This window comes from Microbacterium aurantiacum (assembly GCF_021654035.1).
Taxonomy (GTDB): domain Bacteria; phylum Actinomycetota; class Actinomycetes; order Actinomycetales; family Microbacteriaceae; genus Microbacterium; species Microbacterium aurantiacum.
This window is the reverse complement of record NZ_JAJPDW010000001.1, coordinates 191297-209706: the sequence shown is the minus strand read 5'-3', so window position 1 is coordinate 209706 and position 18410 is coordinate 191297. Positions and strand designations below refer to the sequence as shown.

Genomic DNA, 18410 nt, shown 5'->3' with positions numbered 1-18410 from the left:
TGCAGTCTACGAGCGCGACGCCGCACGGCGACAGGAATCGACGCCCGCGTGGAAGACTGACCGCTATGGGATTCCTCATCCGAGTCGTCGTCAATGCCTTCGCGATCTGGGTCGTGACCCTGATCCCCGCACTCCAGGTGACGGTGATCGCCTTCCCGCCGGGCGAGACGCTGCAGCTCGTGCTGACGCTGCTGCTGGTCGCGGCGATCTTCGCGCTGGTGAACACCATCATCGGGACGGTCATCAAGATCCTCGCGTTCCCGCTGTACATCCTGACGCTCGGCCTCATCGGCCTGCTGATCAACGCGTTCCTCCTGTGGCTGACCGCGCAGATCACGACGCTGTGGAACTTCGGCCTCCGTGTCGAGGACTTCTGGTGGGGCCTGGTCGCCGCCATCCTGATCTCGCTCATCAACTGGGTGTTCGGCATCATCCTCCGCCCGAAGAAGGACTGACCGGGCCCTCCGCCCGTTCCGCGGCGTACTCGGTCGCACGGATGTCGGTGGCCGTGGCCAGCTCGTCGAAGACGTCGCGCACCGTGTCGATGCGCGGATCGGTCGACGCGTCGATGAGGGCCGCCGTCTCGGCGTAAGCGGTGAGTCGGTGCGCGGGCACCGTCGTGTCGTGGGGACCGGTGTTCGGATCGGCGGCCCGCTCGACCAGGACGCTCCCCGCCGCCCCCGTCGCCGCGATCGCGCCCCCGCCGGAGAGGGCCACCGCGGGATCGTCGGTGTGCCGCACCGACATGCTCCACGTGTCGGCGCCGACGTCCATCTCGCGGGGCGTCCCGAACGACACCAGCGTCTCGGTCGCGTACGGGCCCTCCATCGCCAGATGGCCCGTGATCATGGCGCCCTGCGAGTGCCCGAACGCGTGCACGACGTCGCCGGGTTCGGCTCCGGCATCCTCCAGCGCCTGCAGGGTCGCGGCGTACGACGCCGACGTATGACCGGTGTACAGCTCGACGTTCGAGCGGTTGTCCCACGGGTTCTTCCCACCCACCGCCGCCGTGGAGGTGCCGGCGACGTAGACGGCGAACTGCCGCGAGCCGTCGGGCATCGTGTACTTCTCCACGCGCACCCGCGCCTCGCCAGGACCCGGGATGCGGGAGGCGGCGTCGGCGAGATTCCGCGGCGGAACGGATGCCGCGCCCGCCCCGGTCGGCAGTGCGCGCACGACGACCGGCGGTGTCGCGCCGTCGAGGCGGGTTCCGGCCGGGACGCGACCCATCCCCGTCGTCCCGATGACGGACGCCAGGAGGACCGTCGACAGCCCGAGCGCCGCGCCGCCCATCACTCCCGCCTGCCAGCTGTAGTCGCTGCCGACGAGGAGACCCAGCTCCGTCGCCTGACGGACCAGCTCCCCGGGCCACATCGCGGTCCGCTCCGCCTCGGCCCCCCACGCCGCGAGGATCAGGGCGCCGTCTTCCGCACGGAGGTCGCTGATCCGCGCCGCGAGGATGCGGGCGGCGTCCGCGTCACCGGCCAGCACGGCGGCGCGATGCGCGACGACGGTCTCGACGAGCTCGTAGAGCGTCGCCGCATCACAGAGTGCCGTCGCCACCCGTTCGCCCTCGGTGACGGCATCCCGCATCCTGGACGCGAGGTCGGCCGCCTCGGCGGCCGCCGACCAGGCTTCGGCCCGCTCGGTGAACAGCATGTTCTGCAGCGGACCGAGGTCGCCCACGAGCGCCTCCAGCTCCCCGATCGCCCCGTCGAAATCCGCCGCCGTGCGCCGCAGCGTCTCGGTGTCGACGGCCACGGCGCCGCCCCCGCGGATCTCCAGCTCGCCGGCCGGGGGCGTCGCCGCGCTCACGCGCAGTCCGTCTCGGCCCGCCACCGCTGCAGCTGCAGGGCCGCTCCCGCGCTGAAGCGCACCTGCGCGAGCGTGCACGCCAGCGCGCCGACCCGGCCCGCCCACGCCGTCGCGGCCGTGTGGAACTCGCGCGCGGCCTCCGCCTGCCAATCGGTGCGCTCGCCGAGGGTCCGGGTCCGCGCGATGAGGTCGTCCAGACGCACGGCGAGAGCGTCGAGCTCGCGCACCACGATCTCGAGCGTGACGGTGGAGGGCGGGGTGCACAGCAGCGGCGGCATGCGCCCATCGTCGGCCTCGCCGCGCCCCCGCGGGTACGGCATCCGTCCGACTGTGCAGACTCGGTGCGTCGAGCGCGTGTCACCGCGCCTGTGCAGGAGGGCCCCGGCGCGACGCGCGTGCGCGACCGACGCCGGCGGGACAGAATGGAGCCCATGTCCGACCCCCGCGTGGAGCCCTTCCGCGTCGTCTTCGTCTGCACGGGCAACATCTGCCGCTCCCCGATGGCGGAGGTCGTGTTCCGGTCCCTGGCGTCATCGACCGGCCTGTCGGCCCGCGTGGTGTCCTCCAGTGCCGGCACCGGAGACTGGCACGTCGGCGAGCGCGCCGACGAGCGGACGATCGACGCGCTCGCGCGCCACGGGTACGACGGCGAACGACACCGGGCCCGCCAGTTCGCCCCCGCGGACTTCACGCAGAACGACCTGGTCGTGGCCCTGGACCGGTCGCACGAGCGGATCCTGCGCGGCTGGGCGCGCTCCGAGACGGATGCCGACAAGATCGCGCTGCTGCTGTCGTTCGACCCCGCCGCCCCCTCGCTCGACGTGCCCGATCCGTACTACGCCGGCCCCCGGCTGTTCGATCAGGTGCTCGGTATGATCGAGAGCGCGAGCCGGGCGCTCTTCCGGCAACTCGAACCCGCGATCCGACCGCACGTGTGAGCATGACCCGTGCTCTCTCGGCGCCGCGGGGAGAGCCTCGTCCCGACGGGAGTACCGTGACCTCTCTGCCGCCGCAGCCGCTCAGCCCCCTCGACGGTCGCTACCGCGCCGCCGTGGCCCCTCTCGCCGACTACCTCTCGGAGGCGGGCCTGAACCGGGCCCGCGTCGAGGTGGAGGTCGAGTGGATCATCACGCTCACCGATCGCTCCCTGTTCGGCACGACGCCGCTCGGCGACGACGACAAGACGCGCCTGCGGGCCCTCTACGTCGACTTTGGCGCGGACGAGATCGCGTGGCTGGCCGAGAAGGAGGCGGTCACCCGCCACGACGTCAAGGCGATCGAATACCTCGTCCGCGACCGGCTGGACTCCCTCGGCCTCTCGGGCCTCGCCGAGCTCACACACTTCGCCTGCACGAGCGAGGACATCAACTCCGCCTCCTACGCCCTCACGGTGCACCGGGCCGTCGAGCGCGTATGGCTCCCTGCGCTCCACCGCGTCATCGACGCCCTCGCCGCCCTCGCCGACGCCCACCGTGATGCACCCATGCTCTCGCGCACGCACGGCCAGCCCGCGACGCCCACCACGATGGGCAAGGAGCTGGCGGTGTTCGTGTGGCGCCTCCGCCGGGTCGCCGCCCAGGTCGCGGGCGGGGAGTATCTTGCGAAGTTCTCCGGTGCAACCGGCACCTGGTCGGCGCACGTCGCCGCGGCGCCCGACGTCGACTGGCCCGAGGTCTCCCGCGGATTCATCGAGGGCCTCGGCATCGGATTCAACCCGGTGACGACCCAGATCGAATCCCACGACTGGCAGGTCGAGCTGTACGACCGGATCCGCCACGCCGGCGGCATCCTGCACAACCTCGCCACGGATGTGTGGACCTATATCTCCCTCGGCTTCTTCGCGCAGATCCCCGTCGCGGGCGCGACCGGGTCCTCGACGATGCCCCACAAGATCAACCCGATCCGGTTCGAGAACGCCGAGGCGAACCTCGAGATCTCCGCCGGGCTCCTGCAGACCCTGTCGCAGACGCTCGTGACCTCCCGCCTCCAGCGCGATCTCACCGACTCCACCACCCAGCGCAACATCGGCGTCGCCCTCGGCCACTCCCTCCTGGCGCTGGACAACCTCACGCGCGGACTCGGCGAGATCTCGCTGTCGCAGCACGTGCTGGATGCCGACCTCGACGCGAACTGGGAGGTGCTCGCCGAGGCGATCCAGACCGTCGTGCGCGCCGAGATCGCCGCGGGTCGCTCAGAGATTACCGACCCGTACGCCCTGCTGAAGGACCTCACCCGCGGACGCCGTGTCGGCGCGGTCGAGCTGGCGGAGTTCGTCGACGGCCTCGACATCGGCGACGACGCGAAGGCGCGCCTGCGCGCACTGACCCCGGCCGGGTACACCGGTCTCGCGGCGCGCGTGGTCGACCTGGCCTGAGCGCGGCGGCGCCGCGCGCGGGCGGAACGCCTCAGCGGGCGGGCGGGGTCTCCGGTCCGTCGGTCGCGTCCGGTTCGGGGTCGTAGAGCACCGGGCGGTCGACCGGTGTCGCCACCTGCGCCGGGTCGACGACCAGGAGCAGCAGCGAGACGATCAGCAGCGTCGCGATGAAGACGATCCCGGCGACGATGAGGGCCAGCACCAGGGCGCCCTGCGCCTCCTCGGCGGGCTTGGACTGGAAGAAGCCCATCGACACCAGCGTGACGCCGCCGGCGAACAGCGCCGCGACGAAGGCGAGCCCGACCAGCTGGAGCGGCTTCATGAGGTCACGGCGGGAGGGCTGGTTCTCGGTCACGCGGAATCCTTCGGGTCGGCCGGCGTCGGGGCGCCGGTCGCGGTGACGCCGAGAGCGGCGGCATCCGCCGTCTCGGGCGATGCGGACGCGGTCGCGGGCCGCGGGGAGAAGCCGGCGATGGCGAGGTAGACCGCCACGATCGCGGCGTAGGCGCCGAAGATGCCGACGGCGATGATGATGCCGGTGAGCGTGAAGGTCTGTCCGACCTCCTCGATCGTGTAGCGGAGGGCGTAGCCGGTGGGGACCAGCAGCATGCCGACGGCGAGGAGGATGCCGAGGACACCGACGACGACGGCGTCGCGCGCGTCGCCGCGAGAGAGCGAGGCCACGGGGGTCGCGCCGTCGCGCGGGGTCCACGGGGCGACGTATCCTGCGCGACGCGGTGCGGCATCCGCATCCGACGCGTCCGTGCGGGCGGCCTTCCGCGCGCGGAGGAGGGCACGCGCGCCCACGGCCAGTTCGACGGCTCCGGCGATGACGGCCCAGGCGATCACGACGATGAAGAAGCCGGCCACCGAGCGGACCGGCGGGAGGCTCGCGACGATTCCCGCCACGACCGTGACGGCGCCGAGGGCGATCGCCGCACCGCGCCCGCCGGTCGGCGAGACGAGCCACGCCGCCAGGAGGAAGACCAGCCCGGTGGCGATCGCGAACCCGCTGAAGACCGCTGCGCCGACGGCGGCGGAGTGGTCCGGGGAGAAGGTGATCATCAGCGCCGCGAGCGCCGCGAAGCCGGCGCGCGCGAGCTGCACGTGGCGCACCTCGAACGTGCGGACGGAAGAAGAAGGGGTCACGGGGGCATTCCTGTGGCGGCGGAACGAACCCTTCCAGTGTAGATCGTGCGCCCGAGACGCGGCCGGCGGGCGGGAGAGAGGCTCAGCGCAGCGAATCGAGGACGTCGACGAGGAGCTCGTAGGTCGTCAGAGGCGAGATGATCGCGAAGCGGAGCACCGGCTCCCCCGCGTGCGAGCTCGGCACGACGAAGGCGCGCTGGTCATCGAGGAGGCGATCCGACCACGCCTTGTAGTCGGCCATCGTCCAGCCGTGCCTGCGGAAGACCACCACCGACAGCTGCGGGTCTCGCACGAGCGACACCTCGTCGCGGGCGCGGATGTCGTCGGCGATCCGTGCGGCGAGGTCGATCCCGTACGCGATCGCGGCGCGGTAGTGCTCGGTGCCGTGGGTCGCCAGCGAGAACCACAGCGGGAGGCCCCGCGCCCGGCGGGTGAGCTGGATGCCGAGGTCCGACGGGTTCCAGTCGGGGGTGTCGGTCAGGGTGTCGAGGTACTCGGCCTTCTGCGTGTGCGCGGCCAGGGCGAGCGAGGGATCGCGGTAGATCAGCGCGCACGCGTCGAACGGGGCGAACAGCCACTTGTGCGGGTCGACGATGACCGAGTCGGCGTGCTCGACCCCGGCGAACGCGCCGCGCGCCTCCGGGACGAGCATCGCCGCGAGGCCGTACGCGCCGTCGACGTGCAGCCAGACTCCGCGGGCGGCGGTGACGTCGGCGATCGAGGCGATGTCGTCGACGATGCCGAAGTTGGTGGTGCCCCCGGTGGCGACGACCGCGAAGACGGCGTCACCGTGCTCGTCGAGCGCACGGGCGACGGCGTCCCCGTGGAGCCGCCCGGCGTCGTCGACCGGCACCGGGAGGACGTCGACGTCCATGACCGCCGCGGCGGAGGCGATCGATGAGTGCGCCTCGGCGCTGCAGACGACGAGCCAGCGCGCAGGCATCGGGCGGTCGGCCGCGCGCAGGCGCCGGCGTGCGGCATCCCGTGCCGTGACGAGCGCGGACAGATTGCCGATGGTGCCGCCCTGGACGAAGACACCGCCGGCGCCCTCGGGCAGGCCGAACTCGCGCGCGAGCCAGTGCAGCACCTCGTTCTCGGCGAACACGGCGCCGGCGCCCTCCATCCACGATCCGGCGTAGACGGCGGATGCCGAGACCACGACATCGAAGGCGAGCGCCGCCTTGCTCGGCGCCGAGGGGATGAAGGAGAGGTAGCCGGGGTGGTCGGTGGAGGTGCAGGCCGGAGCGAGGACGTTCTCGAACAGGGCGATCGCCCGGCGCGCCCCGATGCCCTCCGGCGTCACCGTACGCGGGGCGAGGCGCGCGAGATCGCTCGGCCGCAGCGGCTTGTCGAGCGGGATGTCCTCGTAGAGGGCGCGGCGTCGGGCGTACTCCAGCACGTCGTCGACGACCGCACGCGTCTCGGGGGAGATCGCGTGCATGCGGTCGGGCGGGGTCATCTCGGTCATGGCGGCTCCGGTCCTCGCGACCCGGTTCGGGTCGGATCCACGGTAGCCGTGTACGGGCGGGCGAGGGAGGCGTTCAGAGGAACGCGAGTCCGACGCCGCCGACGGCACCGACGATCACCACCACCCACGGCGGCACACGCCACGAGATCAGCAGCACGAAGCAGACGAGGGCGAGCGCGAAGGACGCGGGCCCCGTCACCGCGGTGACGAAGACCGGGTCGTAGAGGGCGGCGGCGAGGATGCCGACGACGGCGGCGTTCGCGCCGCGCAGGAGCGCTTGGGCCGCGGGTCGCGTCCGCAGGGCGTTCCAAAACGGCAGCACACCGACGAGGAGGAGGAAGCCCGGAACGAACACCGCCACCAGAGCGATCGCCGCCGTCGCGAGGCCCGCGGCCCCCGGGGCGGCGAGCGCCCCGAGATAGGCAGCGAAGGTGAACAGCGGACCCGGGACCGCCTGGGCGACGCCGTACCCGGCGAGGAACTGCTCGGCGTCCACCCACCCGCCGGTGACGACCTCGGCCTCCAGCAGCGGCAGGACGACGTGGCCACCGCCGAAGACGAGCGCACCGGCACGGTAGAACGCGTCCGCGACGCCGACGGCCGTCCCTCCGAGGGTCGCGGCGGCGATCGGGAGCCCGACGAGGAGCACCGCGAACACCGCGAGGGAGGTCGCGCCGACCCGCCGCGAGACGCCGAAGTACAGGTCCGGTCCCGGCGTCTCCCCCGGCATCCGGCAGAGGAGAAGGCCGGCGAGCGCGCCGAGGACGATCGCGGCGACCTGGCCGAGAGTCCCCGCCACGATCAGGACCAGCACCGCCGCGCCGACGGCGATCGACGCGCGTCGGGCATCCGGGGTGAGCGACCGGGCCATGCCCCAGACCGCCTGGGCGACGATCGCGACCGCGACGATCTTCAGCCCGTCCAGGATGCCGGAGCCGATCGTGCCGCCGAAGAGGTCCGCGCCGTACGCGAAGGCGACCATGATGATCGCCGACGGCAGCGTGAAGGCGAGCCATGCGGCGAGCGCGCCCAGGGGACCGGCGCGGAGGAGGCCGAGCCCGAATCCGACCTGGCTCGAGGCGGGACCGGGGAGGAACTGGCTCAGCGCGACGAGCTCGCCGTAGCCGCGATCGTCGATCCAGCGACGGCGCGTGACGAGCTCGTCGCGGAAGTAGCCGAGGTGCGCCACCGGTCCGCCGAAGGACGTCAACCCCAGCTTCAGGAAGGCGCCGAACACCTCGGCGGGGGAACCATCGCGTCGGGGGGAGGTCACGGGCGGGACAATACCCGGTAACGGTGTCCTACAATGATCAGCATTCTCACTCGGAGGTGCATACCAGCACTTGAACGGACACTCACGCGCGGGGTCGTCGACAGACGACCCCGGTCATAGTCCGGGCGTCCTCGCCCCTGTCCCCTTTTCCTCGCGTTCGGCGCGGGGGGTGATCCTTTCATGATCACCGCACTGCTCTTCCTCCTCCTCGGCATCGTCCTGACGGCCGTCATCATCGCCGCGAACGGCTACTTCGTCGCGCAGGAGTTCGCCTACATGTCGGTGGACCGCGCCAAGCTGCGCGCGCGTGCCGACGCCGGTGACACCGCCGCTCGTCGGGCACTCAAGGTCACCCAGCGCACCTCGTTCATGCTCTCCGGGGCGCAGCTCGGCATCACCGTGACCGGCCTCCTCGTCGGCTACGTCGCCGAGCCCTTCATCGGCGAGTCCCTGGGAACACTCCTCGGCGGCATCGGCGTCCCCGCGGCCGTCGGCATCACGATCGGCACCGTCGGCGCGCTGGTCCTCGCCTCCGTCGTGCAGATGATCTTCGGGGAGCTGTACCCGAAGAACCTCGCGCTGGCGAATCCCGAGCCGCTCTCCCGCGCGCTCGCGCCGACCACCCTGGGTTACCTGACGATCTTCGGATGGCTCATCTGGGTGTTCGACAAGTCCGCCGAGGGTCTCCTCCGTCTCGTCCGGGTGGAACCCGTCCACGACGTGGACACGTCGGCGACGGCGAAGGATCTCGAGCACATCATCGAGGATTCGCGCGACAGCGGCGACCTCCCCGAGGAGCTGTCGCTGATGCTCGATCGCATCCTCGATTTCCCCGAGCAGGATGTCGAGCACGCGATGATCCCGCGCGTCCAGGTCGACGTGGTCCATGTCACCGACCCGATCTCCCACGTCCGGGCCCTGATGGCGGAGGCGCACACGCGCTACCCGGTCATCGGCGAACGCGACGAGCCGGTCGGCGTCGTCCATCTCGTGGATGTCCTCGGGACCGACCGGGACGACGCGCGCCCCGTGACCGCGATCATGCGCGAGCCGCTCGTGCTCGCCACCCTCATGCCCCTCCCGGATGCCTTCGGCCAGCTGACCGAGACGAAGAACGAGCTCGCCTGCGTCATCGACGAGTACGGCGGATTCGCGGGTGTCCTGACCCTGGAGGACCTCGCTGAGGAACTCGTCGGCGAGATCTCCGACGAGCACGACGCCGAGGACGGCGCGGGCGCGGTGCAGACCGCGGACGACATGTGGGAGATGGACGGCGACCTTCACATCGACGAGGTCGAGCGCGTCATCGGCGCCGATCTGGAACGCGGCGACTTCGAGACCCTGTCCGGACTCGCGATCGCCGCCGCCGGGCGTCTGCCCGAACCGGGCGACACCGTCCGCGTCGAGCTCCCCCTCCAGGGCGCCGACGTCATCGAGGATGACCACACCTCCCGCGCGCTCCTGATCGAGGTCGTGGAGCTCGAACGGCACGTCCCGCACGTCCTGCGCGTGCAACTCGTCACCGAACGGGACGCCGACCGGGAGGCATCCGAGGCCCTGGGGGACGCTGCCCACGAGTCCGAGGAGGCACCGCGATGAACGGCTGGATCGTCCTGATCGCCACGGTGGCACTCATCGTCTTGAGTGCATTCTTCGTCGTCATCGAGTTCGCGCTGCTCGGCGCGCGTCGACACCGGCTGGAGGAGACCGCCACGACCGACCCGTCGGCACGCGCGGCGCTCCGGGGCATGAACGAGCTCACCCTCATGCTCGCCGGCGCCCAGCTCGGCATCACGGCCTGCACGTTCGCCCTCGGTGCCGTCACCAAGCCCGCGGTCGACGCGTGGCTCGGTCCGGTCTTCGCCTCGTGGGGTGCGCCGGAGTGGCTCGCCGGCGGCGCCGCGTTCGCGCTGTCGCTGCTCGCGGTGACCTTCCTCCACCTCGTCGTGGGCGAGATGGCCCCGAAGTCGTGGGCGATCGCGCACCCCGAGACGGCGGCGCGGATCGTCGGCATCCCGGCACGCGCCTACGTCTGGCCGCTTCGTCCCTTCCTCCTCTGGGTCAACCGGATCGCGAACGCCCTCGTGGCCCGCAGCGGCGTCGAGCCGGTGGACCGCGCCGCGGTCGGCGGCCGCGACGCGGACACCATCCGTCACCTCGTGGAGTACTCCGGCCAGGTGGGCGTGCTCGAACCGGAGCTGCGCACCCAGATCTCGCAGGTCATCGAGCTCGAGAACCTGACCCTCGGCGACATCACCGTCCCGACGGCGACGCCGACGGCCGTGACGACGGATGCCGATCTCGCCGCCGTGCGGGAGGCGGCGCGCCGCACCGGCCACCTGCGGGTGCTCGTCCTCGACGGGGACGGTGAGCCGCGCTCGGTCGTGCACGTACGCGACACGCTCCTGCGCGACGACACGGACCCCGTGACGACCCTCGCCCGCCCGGCCCTGCGCCTGCCGGAGGATCTGCTCGTCCACGAGGCGCTCCGGCGCATGCGCGAGGCGAGCGTCCAGCTGGTCGTCGTCGAATCCGAGGAACGCGCGATCGGCGTCGTCACCCTCACCGACGTCGTCAAGCGGGTCCTCCCCGGCGAGGCGACCGTCGGCGCCGGGTAGCGGCCTCAGTCAGGCCGCGGACTCCTCCACGCGGTAGACCACGCACTCCCACGGCCGCAGCCGCAGGCGTCCCGACGGCGCCTGCGGCGGGTCGTCGTGGTTGGCGATCACGACGCTCGCCCCCTCGACGCGCAGCTCGGCGGCATCCCTCTCCACGGTGTCGCTCGAGCAGTTGGCGACGAGGGTGAGACGGATGCCGTCCTGCGCGCGGTGGAACGCGTAGACCTCGGTGTCCTCCGGCCAGACCAGGGTGAACGCCCCGGTCTGCACGACGGGATCGTCGTGGCGGAGCGCGATGAGCCGTCGGTAGTAGTGGAACACCGACGCCGGATCGGCGCGGGCGTCCTCCGCGTTGATCCGGTCGTGGTTCGGGTTGACCTGGATCCACGGCTCGCCCGTGGTGAAGCCGGCGTGCGCCGAGGCGTCCCACTGGACGGGGGTCCGCGCGTTGTCGCGGCTGCCGAAGGCGAGGGCGCGCAGCAGCTGCTCGTCGTCGAATTCGCCGATCGCCCGCTTCTCCTCGACGTAACGCAACGACTCGATGTCGCGGTACTGATCGAACGACGTGAAACCGGCATCCGTCATCCCGAGCTCCTCGCCCTGGTAGATGTACGGGGTGCCGCGGTGCAGGTGCAGGACCGTCGCGAGCGCCGTCGCGGAGGCGACACGGTGCTCGCCGTCGTCGCCGAAGCGGGAGACGACGCGCGGCTGATCGTGGTTGTCCCAGTAGAGCGAGTTCCACCCCGTCTCGGCGAGGCCCGCCTGCCACCGCGTGAGCGTCGCCTTGAGGTCGCGGAGGTCGAGGGGCCGGTGCTGGAAGCGGTCGCCGTCGACGGTGTCGAGTCCCATGTGCTCGAACGTGAAGACCATGTCGAGCTCGGCGCGCGCAGGGTCGGTGAACAGCTGCGCGTCCTCGACGGTCGCACCGGGGGTCTCGCCGACGAGGAGCAGCGACTCCCGGCGTCCCGCGAACACCTCGCGGTGCATCTCCTGGAGGAACTCATGCAGCCGCGGGCCGTTGGCGCTCGCGGCGGTGGCATCGCCGTACAGGCCGCTCGCGACCGGGGCGTCGGAGAGCGCACCGTCCGGACCGACGTCTTTGGAGATGAGGTTGATGACGTCCATCCGGAAGCCGTCAACCCCGCGGTCGAGCCACCAGCGCATCATCGCGTAGACGGCCTCGCGCACCTCCGGGTTCTCCCAGTTGAGGTCGGGCTGCTTGCGGCTGAACAGGTGCAGGTAGTACTGCCCGGTCTGCTCGTCCCACTCCCAGGCGGGGCCGGAGAAGAAGGAGCCCCAGTTCGTGGGTTCGGAGCCGCGTGTCCCGGGCTCGAATCCGTCGCGGGGGTCGCGCCACCAGTACCAGTCGCGCTTCGGGCTGTCGCGGGTCGAGCGCGACTCGATGAACCACGGATGCTCGTCGCTGGTGTGGTTGACGACGAGGTCCATGACCACTTTGATCCCGCGCTCGTGCAGAGCTCCGATGACCTCGTCGAGGTCGTCGAGGGTGCCGAACAGCGGATCCACGTCCTGGTAGTCGCTGATGTCGTACCCGTTGTCGTCCTGCGGGCTGCGGTACAGCGGCGAGAACCACACGACATCGACGCCGAGCTCGTCGAGATGGTCGACGCGGCGGAGGATTCCGCGCAGGTCGCCGATGCCGTCGCCGTCGGAGTCCTGGAACGAACGGGGGTAGATCTGGTAGACCACCGCGGAGGTCCACCATGCGTACTCGGCGCTCATGGCCCCCACCCTACGGGCCGACGTCGACGACGTCCCGAAGGGTGGGGAACCGCAGAGCGCGGTCTCGATCAGGAGACGCGCGAGGGCTCGTCGTCGTTGCTGTCGTCGCCGGGGATGTGCACGTCGTTCACCTCGACGTTGACCTCGACGACCTCCAGGCCCACGAGGCGCGAGATGGCACCGGCGACGGCGGCGCGGACGTTCCCGGCGACCTCCTGGATGGGCGACGGGTACTCCACCACGATGGTCAGGTCGGCCGCGGCCTGCGTCTCGCCGACCTCGACCTTGACGCCCTGCGTGAGGTCGGTGGCGTTGATCGCGTCGCGGATCGCGCCGAACGCGCGGGCTCCTCCGCCGCCGAGGGCGTAGACCCCGGGGACCTCGCGCGCGGCGATGCCGGCGACCTTGGCCACCACGCCGTCGGAGATCGTGGTGCGGCCGGCGGCGTTCTCGTCGCGCGCGCCCGTGAAGGCCGAGGCGGGACGGTCCACGCGCGACGCGGCGCTCTTCGGGGCACGCGTCTCGTCGGCGGAGGTGGTTGTGATGTCGTTGGTGGCCATGAGCCGGCTCCTTTATCTGTCGAACGAGGGGAAATCAACCCCGATTCGGGGCGATAGGCGAGCGTTACCTTTGCTCTGCGAATAGGAGGGTCGTCCCGCCGAATTCGTCACGATGAAGATCCTGAGCGTTTGCTGGGAGGTGGGGGATGGGCGGCACCACGGGGGACGCTGCGGCGACGGGATCACCGTTGTCCGCGGCATCCGATCAGATCCTGGTCGAGCGCGCCGTGGACGGCGATGCGACCGCGTTCGGTGAGATCGTACGGCGGCACAGCTCCCTCATGCGCGCGTACGTATCCCGGATCGTGGGATCGCTGAGCGAGGCCGACGACGTCGTGCAGGACGCGTTCATCACCGCGTGGAAGCAGCTCCCCTCCCTGCGGGACGGCTCCGCCGTCCGCGCGTGGCTGATGCGCATCGCCAGCCGCGAGGCGTTCGCACGCCTCCGCCGCCGTACCGCCGACGTTCCGATCGAGGACGTCCCCCTGGTGCAGAGCGCACACCCCGATCCGGAGGTCCGCGCGGTGCGGCAGGCCCAGCTCGCCGCGCTGTCGGCGGCGTTGGACGAACTGCCCGAGGACCAGCGACGCGCGTGGCTGCTGCGCGAGGTCGCCGACCTCAGCTACGCCGAGATCGCCGAGGAGATGACCACGAGCGCCAGCACCGTGAGAGGCTTGCTGTCACGAGCACGGAGTTCGATCGCGATCCGGATGGAGGACTGGCGATGACCCAGACTCCCCCCGAGGTCCTGGACTGCGGGCGCACCGTCGACGAACTGAGCGACTACCTCACCGCCGGTCGCATCCCCGCCGACGCGCACATCGAGTCCTGCCCCGACTGCCTCAACGCCCTCGACGCGCTCGAGCGGGTCGGCCGGCTGTCGCGCGACCTCATGGTCGACGACGCGGAGCGCCTTCCCCCTCCCCCGCAGGACTGGCTCAACGGCATCCTGTCGGCGGTCCGCTCCGAGCTGCGCGCGGGGCGCAGCTTCCCGATCCACCACGACGACCCGCGCGTGTCGATCTCGGTCACGGAGGGCGCGGTGCGCGCGCTCATCCGCGAGACGGGGGATGCCGTGCCGGGCGTCTACATCGGCCGCACCCAGATCATCGGCGACGCCGAGATCCCCGGGGAGCCCGTCGAGGTCGATGTCACCGCCAGCATCGCGTGGGGGTTGCCCGTGCCGGAGACGACCGCGCGCGTCCGCGACCTGGTCTACACGGCCCTGAACCAGCACACCGAGCTGAAGGTCGTGGGGGTCAACATCACGGTGGAGGACCTCCACGGCTACGCGTCCGACAAGGAATCGTCATGACTCTCACCACTCCTGAACCGGACGGCGGTCTGGTCTCCCGCGTGCGCGCGGTCGACGGCGTCGTCGACGTGTACGGCTCACCGCTGCAGCAGATCTCCGGCATCCTCGCCGCCGCGACCGGGCGCTCCGGCGAGCGGCAGGCCGACATCGCCGTGTCGGTGCGCGACGGCATCCCCCGGGTTGCGGCCCGCATCGCCACGGATCCCGAGTACGACACACCGGAGACCGCGCGCCGCGTCGCCGACGTGCTCGCCGAGAACTCCCCCGAGGACGCGACGATCACGGTGCAGATCGCCCGCATTCACTGAGACCGGCGTGGGCCGGTCGCGATCGACACCCGACCCACGGTCGGAATCGAAGACGTGCGCATCGTGCGGCCGCGAGATGCAGTGGCGTAGGAAGTGGGCGGCGAACTGGGACCAGGTCGCCTACTGCTCGGACGCGTGCCGGCGCCGCGGCGTGCGGACGGTGGACACCGCCCTCGAGGACGCGATCCGCGAGCTTCTCGCCGCGCGGGCGGCGACCGCGACGATCTGCCCGTCGGAGGCCGCGCGATCGGTCGGCGGTGACGACTGGCGCGACCTCATGGAACCGGCGCGGCGCGCCGCACGCCGGCTCGTCGCCGCCGGCGAGGTGGAGATCACCCAGCGCGGCACGGTCGTCGACCCTTCCACCGCGCGCGGTCCCATCCGCATCCGTCGCGCGCGCTGAGCGCGGGGCACCGCCCGACCTGTGTCAGATCCGGCGGGCCCGCGCGAAGCGGGTGACGAACCCCGGATGCCCCGCCGGCATCGCGAGCACCGAGTCCGGCGACCGCGCCGCGAGCCCGGGGAACCCCGCATCGGCGACGAGCTCGTCGTCCAGCTCGAGGAGCTCCGCGGTCCGCAACGGCCATTCCTCGTGGCAGTTCTGCGCCCACCGCGTCGCGCCGAGATGGCGCTCGTGGAACCCCCATCGCGCGGTGAGGAAGCGCGAGAGGTCGCTGTCGACGACCTCGTCGCCCACGCGGACGGCGATGCGCGTGCCCGGGCCGCGCGGGCGGCCCCTCGCGTCGCGCCGGCGCGAGCGGAAGGCCACGACCGATGCCGCGGCATCCGTCTGGAGTCCGATCGACGCCCACCGGTAGGGCAGGCCGAACAGCGCCCGCGCCGCGAGCACCGGCGGGAGGTGCTCGGCCTCGAGCGTGCGGAAGACGACCCCCCGACGCCCGGCGGCATCGACGCCGTAGGTGCGGACGTTGATCTCGGCGAAGGTTCCGAGCCACGGCACCGCGGGAAGCGGCAGGAAGCGGAAGCGCGACAGGACGAACGGCACGAGCCCCACCCATGCCGACCCGTCGAACACGTCCGGGCGGACACCCGGCGGAAGCAGCGGGGCGACCTGCGCGGGATCGACCCGCCAGTGCACGAAGACGGCGTGGCTCCACACCTGCGACAGCACTGCGCGCGAGGGCAGCGCGGGGGCGTGGGCCGGGATCGTCACCCTTCGATTCTCCGCCGGGGAACGCCGATCGGGGCCGCGCGGCAGGATCGACGCGAGCGTCAGGGACGCGGGTCGCGGGGGTCCTCGCTCACGACCACACGCACCGATGAGATCCGTCGGCGATCGAGTCCGGTGACCTGGACGACGACACCGTCGACCTCCACCGTGTCACCGACCACTGCGAGGCGACCGAGCTGCTCGGTGACCCACCCCGCGACCGTGTCCGAGGCGCCGCGCGGAAGCGAGACACCGGTCAGCTCCTCGAAGTCTTGGAAATTCAGGCGACCGTCGACGTCCTCGCCGTTCGCGAGGGGCTCGGCATCCGTGTCGTACTCGTCGAAGATCTCCCCCACGACCTCTTCGACGAGGTCCTCGAGCGTCACGATCCCGTCGGTTCCGCCGTACTCGTCCACCACGACGGCGATGTGCTGGCCCTCCGCGCGCATCTTCGTCAGCGTCGGCAGGACCCGCGCCGTCGACGGGAAGTACGAGATCGGCCGCACGATGGCCGACAGCGCGGCCTCGGGCGAGGTGCGGACGGTGTCGAAGAGGTCGCGCACGTGGACGAAGCCCGTGAGGTCGTCGATCGACTTGTCGGCGACGGGGTAGCGCGAGAACGGGAGATCGCTCACCTGCGCGACCGCGTCGGCGACGGTGTCGGTCTCGTCGAGGGCGACGACGTCGGGTCGGGGGCGCATCACCCCGCTGATCTGCCGATCGTGGAGCGAGAGCACGTCGTCGAGGATGCGGCGCTCGTCCTCGGGGAGCCCCTGGTGCGTCGCGACGATATCGCGGATCTCCTCGTCGGTGATCTCGTCGGCGGTCTTGTGCGGATCACCGCCGAGGAGGCGGACGAGAGCATTCGTCGACACCGAGAGGAGCCAGATCACCGGACGCATCAGCGTGGCGAAGCCGTCGAGGATCGGTGCCACCGCGTAGGCGAACTGGGCGTTGCGTTGGATCGCCAGACGCTTGGGCACGAGCTCTCCGAGCACCAGGGAGAGGTACGCGATGACGAGCGTCAACAGGATCGTGGCGATGGTGAGCGCCGGCGCCGCATCGACGCCCCAGGCCACGAACAGCGGCGCAACCGATGGAGCGATCGACGTCGCTCCGTACGCCGCCGAGGCGAAGCCGGCGACGGTGACGCCGATCTGCACCGCGGAGAGGAACGTGTTGGGGTTCCGCGCGAGAGCCGCGACCTTCTCGCCGCGGCGGCCGCGCGCGGAGATGGCGTTGAGCTGGCTCTCGCGGAGCGTGACCAGCGCCATCTCGGTCGCGGCGAAGACGCCGCCGATGAGGACGAACGCGACGACGAGCGCGATGTTCAGGAGGAGATCGCCCATCACCGGCCCTCCTCCCCGTGCTCCAGGGTGCCCGGGGTCATCCGGGCGCCGGGTCTGTCAGGGTCGGCGGTCTCGGTGCGGTGCCGCGTGCTCACAGGAGTGTTCCCTCTTCGAGGTGATGGATGGGGTGCGGGAAACGATGGGGGCGTCAGGGGCGCGGGTCGCGGGCGTCCTCGATGTCCTGCGTGACCTCGACCGGGCGACGCAGGCGGTCGCTGCGGGTCTTCGCGAGGCTCGCGATCGTCGCGACGGTGACGGTCGCGGCGATGAACAGCAGGGACAGCCAGATCGGGATCTCGGGGATCCACAGCACCGGCTCGCCGCCGTTGATGAAGGGGAGTTCGTTGACGTGCAGGGCGTGGAAGACGAGCTTCACACCGATGAAGGCGAGGATCACCGCGAGACCCTGCGCGAGGTAGATGAGGCGCTCCAGCAGTCCTCCGATGAGGAAGTACAGCTGGCGGAGCCCCATGAGGGCGAACGCGTTGGCGGTGAAGACGATGTACGCCTCGTTGGTGAGGCCGTAGATGGCCGGGATCGAGTCGACGGCGAAGATGAGGTCGACGAAGCCGATCGCCACAATGACGAGAAGCATCGGCGTGACGAAGCGTCGGCCGTCCTTCTTCACGAACAGGCGGTCGCCGTTGTACTCATCGCTCACCGGCAGCACGCGACGGACGAACGTCATGAACTTGCCGTTGGCGGGGTCGGACTCGCCGTGCGAGAAGGCCTGGCGGTAGGCGAGGAAGAGCAGCAGCGCGCCGAAGATGTAGAAGATCCAGGAGAAGTTCTCGATGAGCGCCGCCCCCACCGCGATGAACGCACCGCGCATGATGAGCGCGATGACGATGCCGATCATCAGCACCTTCTGCTGGTAGATCTTCGGCACCGCGAACCCGGTCATGACGATCAGGAACACGAAGAGGTTGTCGATCGACAGCGCCTTCTCGGTGAGGTAGCCGGCGAAGTACTCGCCGCCGTAGGTCCAGCCCGAGACGATGCCGATGCCGACGCCGAAGAGGAGCGCGAGCGCGATGTAGAACACCGACCAGCGGGCGGATTCCCCGATCGTGGGCGCGTGGGGCTTGCGGACGTGCGCGAAGTACTCGAAGACGAAGAAGGCGATGGTCACCGCGATGGTGATCCCCCACACAAGGGGCGTGATGTTCAAAGGGTCTCCAGACCGAGGCGTGAACGAATCGACGCCAAGGTCTTCCCCATCTCCGACGGAGACCGGCGACCCGGGAGGCGCAGAGCCTCCGTGATG

The 18410-nt window shown here is 71.1% G+C and carries 20 protein-coding genes; 9 read left to right on the top strand and 11 right to left on the bottom strand.

All coding sequences use genetic code 11. From position 1 onward, the window contains the following. Positions 1-65: 65 nt before the first annotated feature. Positions 66-455: a phage holin family protein gene (locus LTL01_RS01040; RefSeq protein WP_236967049.1), complete on the top strand. Its 390-nt coding sequence runs from the start codon at positions 66-68 to the stop codon at positions 453-455. Here the strand turns inward: LTL01_RS01040 and LTL01_RS01035 are convergent. Both LTL01_RS01035 and LTL01_RS01030 read right to left on the bottom strand, forming a co-directional pair. After that, complete coding sequence (locus LTL01_RS01035) at positions 430-1815, bottom strand: hypothetical protein (protein ID WP_236967048.1); 1386 nt, start codon at positions 1813-1815, stop codon at positions 430-432. The genes LTL01_RS01040 and LTL01_RS01035 overlap by 26 nt on opposite strands. Then, positions 1812-2135, bottom strand: a complete 324-nt coding sequence (locus tag LTL01_RS01030) for a hypothetical protein (protein WP_236967047.1) — start codon at positions 2133-2135, stop codon at positions 1812-1814. The genes LTL01_RS01035 and LTL01_RS01030 overlap by 4 nt, the downstream gene beginning before the upstream one ends. Positions 2136-2246: 111 nt before the next feature. Between LTL01_RS01030 and LTL01_RS01025 the strand changes: the two genes are divergently transcribed. Further along, positions 2247-2753, top strand: coding sequence for a low molecular weight protein-tyrosine-phosphatase (locus tag LTL01_RS01025; RefSeq protein WP_082334578.1), 507 nt, complete (start codon positions 2247-2249; stop codon positions 2751-2753). A gap of 56 nt (positions 2754-2809) precedes the next feature. Beyond that, positions 2810-4189: an adenylosuccinate lyase gene (purB, locus tag LTL01_RS01020; protein WP_236967046.1), complete on the top strand. Its 1380-nt coding sequence runs from the start codon at positions 2810-2812 to the stop codon at positions 4187-4189. A gap of 31 nt (positions 4190-4220) precedes the next feature. Here purB and LTL01_RS01015 read toward each other — a convergent pair whose 3' ends face one another. The 4 genes from LTL01_RS01015 to chrA form a co-directional block, all read right to left on the bottom strand. Next, on the bottom strand, positions 4221-4544 hold the full coding sequence (locus tag LTL01_RS01015) for a hypothetical protein (RefSeq protein WP_053546875.1): 324 nt from the start codon (positions 4542-4544) through the stop codon (positions 4221-4223). Then, a complete protein-coding gene (locus LTL01_RS01010) occupies positions 4541-5338 on the bottom strand; it encodes an acyl-CoA synthetase (RefSeq protein WP_236967045.1) in 798 nt (265 codons plus the stop codon). The genes LTL01_RS01015 and LTL01_RS01010 overlap by 4 nt, the downstream gene beginning before the upstream one ends. A gap of 82 nt (positions 5339-5420) precedes the next feature. Then, positions 5421-6797, bottom strand: coding sequence for a pyridoxal phosphate-dependent decarboxylase family protein (locus LTL01_RS01005; protein WP_236967704.1), 1377 nt, complete (start codon positions 6795-6797; stop codon positions 5421-5423). Positions 6798-6879: 82 nt separating this feature from the next. Further along, entirely contained in the window at positions 6880-8079 is a 1200-nt protein-coding gene (chrA, locus tag LTL01_RS01000; RefSeq protein ID WP_236967044.1) for a chromate efflux transporter, read from the bottom strand. Between the two features lie 180 nt (positions 8080-8259). Between chrA and LTL01_RS00995 the strand changes: the two genes are divergently transcribed. Both LTL01_RS00995 and LTL01_RS00990 read left to right on the top strand, forming a co-directional pair. After that, positions 8260-9678, top strand: coding sequence for a hemolysin family protein (locus tag LTL01_RS00995; protein ID WP_236967043.1), 1419 nt, complete (start codon positions 8260-8262; stop codon positions 9676-9678). Continuing rightward, complete coding sequence (locus tag LTL01_RS00990; protein ID WP_053546871.1) at positions 9675-10697, top strand: CNNM domain-containing protein; 1023 nt, start codon at positions 9675-9677, stop codon at positions 10695-10697. Before LTL01_RS00995 ends, LTL01_RS00990 begins: the two co-directional genes overlap by 4 nt. 9 nt (positions 10698-10706) lie before the next feature. Here LTL01_RS00990 and LTL01_RS00985 read toward each other — a convergent pair whose 3' ends face one another. Next, positions 10707-12440: an alpha-glucosidase gene (locus tag LTL01_RS00985; protein ID WP_236967042.1), complete on the bottom strand. Its 1734-nt coding sequence runs from the start codon at positions 12438-12440 to the stop codon at positions 10707-10709. A 68-nt stretch (positions 12441-12508) separates the two neighbouring features. After that, on the bottom strand, positions 12509-13000 hold the full coding sequence (locus LTL01_RS00980; RefSeq protein WP_236967040.1) for an Asp23/Gls24 family envelope stress response protein: 492 nt from the start codon (positions 12998-13000) through the stop codon (positions 12509-12511). Positions 13001-13146: 146 nt separating this feature from the next. Between LTL01_RS00980 and LTL01_RS00975 the strand changes: the two genes are divergently transcribed. From LTL01_RS00975 to LTL01_RS00960, 4 genes are read left to right on the top strand one after another with little or no spacing between them, the layout of a single operon-like run. Further along, complete coding sequence (locus LTL01_RS00975) at positions 13147-13728, top strand: RNA polymerase sigma factor (protein WP_236967039.1); 582 nt, start codon at positions 13147-13149, stop codon at positions 13726-13728. Continuing rightward, complete coding sequence (locus LTL01_RS00970) at positions 13725-14315, top strand: Asp23/Gls24 family envelope stress response protein (protein ID WP_236967038.1); 591 nt, start codon at positions 13725-13727, stop codon at positions 14313-14315. Before LTL01_RS00975 ends, LTL01_RS00970 begins: the two co-directional genes overlap by 4 nt. Next, complete coding sequence (locus LTL01_RS00965; protein WP_236967037.1) at positions 14312-14623, top strand: hypothetical protein; 312 nt, start codon at positions 14312-14314, stop codon at positions 14621-14623. The genes LTL01_RS00970 and LTL01_RS00965 overlap by 4 nt, the downstream gene beginning before the upstream one ends. Before the next feature lie 7 nt (positions 14624-14630). Beyond that, positions 14631-15026, top strand: a complete 396-nt coding sequence (locus LTL01_RS00960) for a DUF3253 domain-containing protein (RefSeq protein ID WP_372461274.1) — start codon at positions 14631-14633, stop codon at positions 15024-15026. A gap of 24 nt (positions 15027-15050) precedes the next feature. Here the strand turns inward: LTL01_RS00960 and LTL01_RS00955 are convergent, their stop codons facing one another. From LTL01_RS00955 to LTL01_RS00945, 3 genes are all read right to left on the bottom strand, one after another. Continuing rightward, the gene (locus LTL01_RS00955; RefSeq protein WP_236967035.1) at positions 15051-15797 is read right to left on the bottom strand and encodes a YqjF family protein; all 747 of its coding nucleotides are present in this window, start codon (positions 15795-15797) and stop codon (positions 15051-15053) included. Between the two features lie 59 nt (positions 15798-15856). Then, a complete protein-coding gene (locus LTL01_RS00950; protein WP_236967033.1) occupies positions 15857-17143 on the bottom strand; it encodes a hemolysin family protein in 1287 nt (428 codons plus the stop codon). A gap of 148 nt (positions 17144-17291) precedes the next feature. Further along, positions 17292-18314 carry a TerC family protein gene (locus LTL01_RS00945; RefSeq protein WP_236967032.1) on the bottom strand — a complete coding sequence of 341 codons (1023 nt, stop codon included), beginning with the start codon at positions 18312-18314 and terminating at the stop codon, positions 17292-17294. Positions 18315-18410 lie beyond the last annotated feature (96 nt).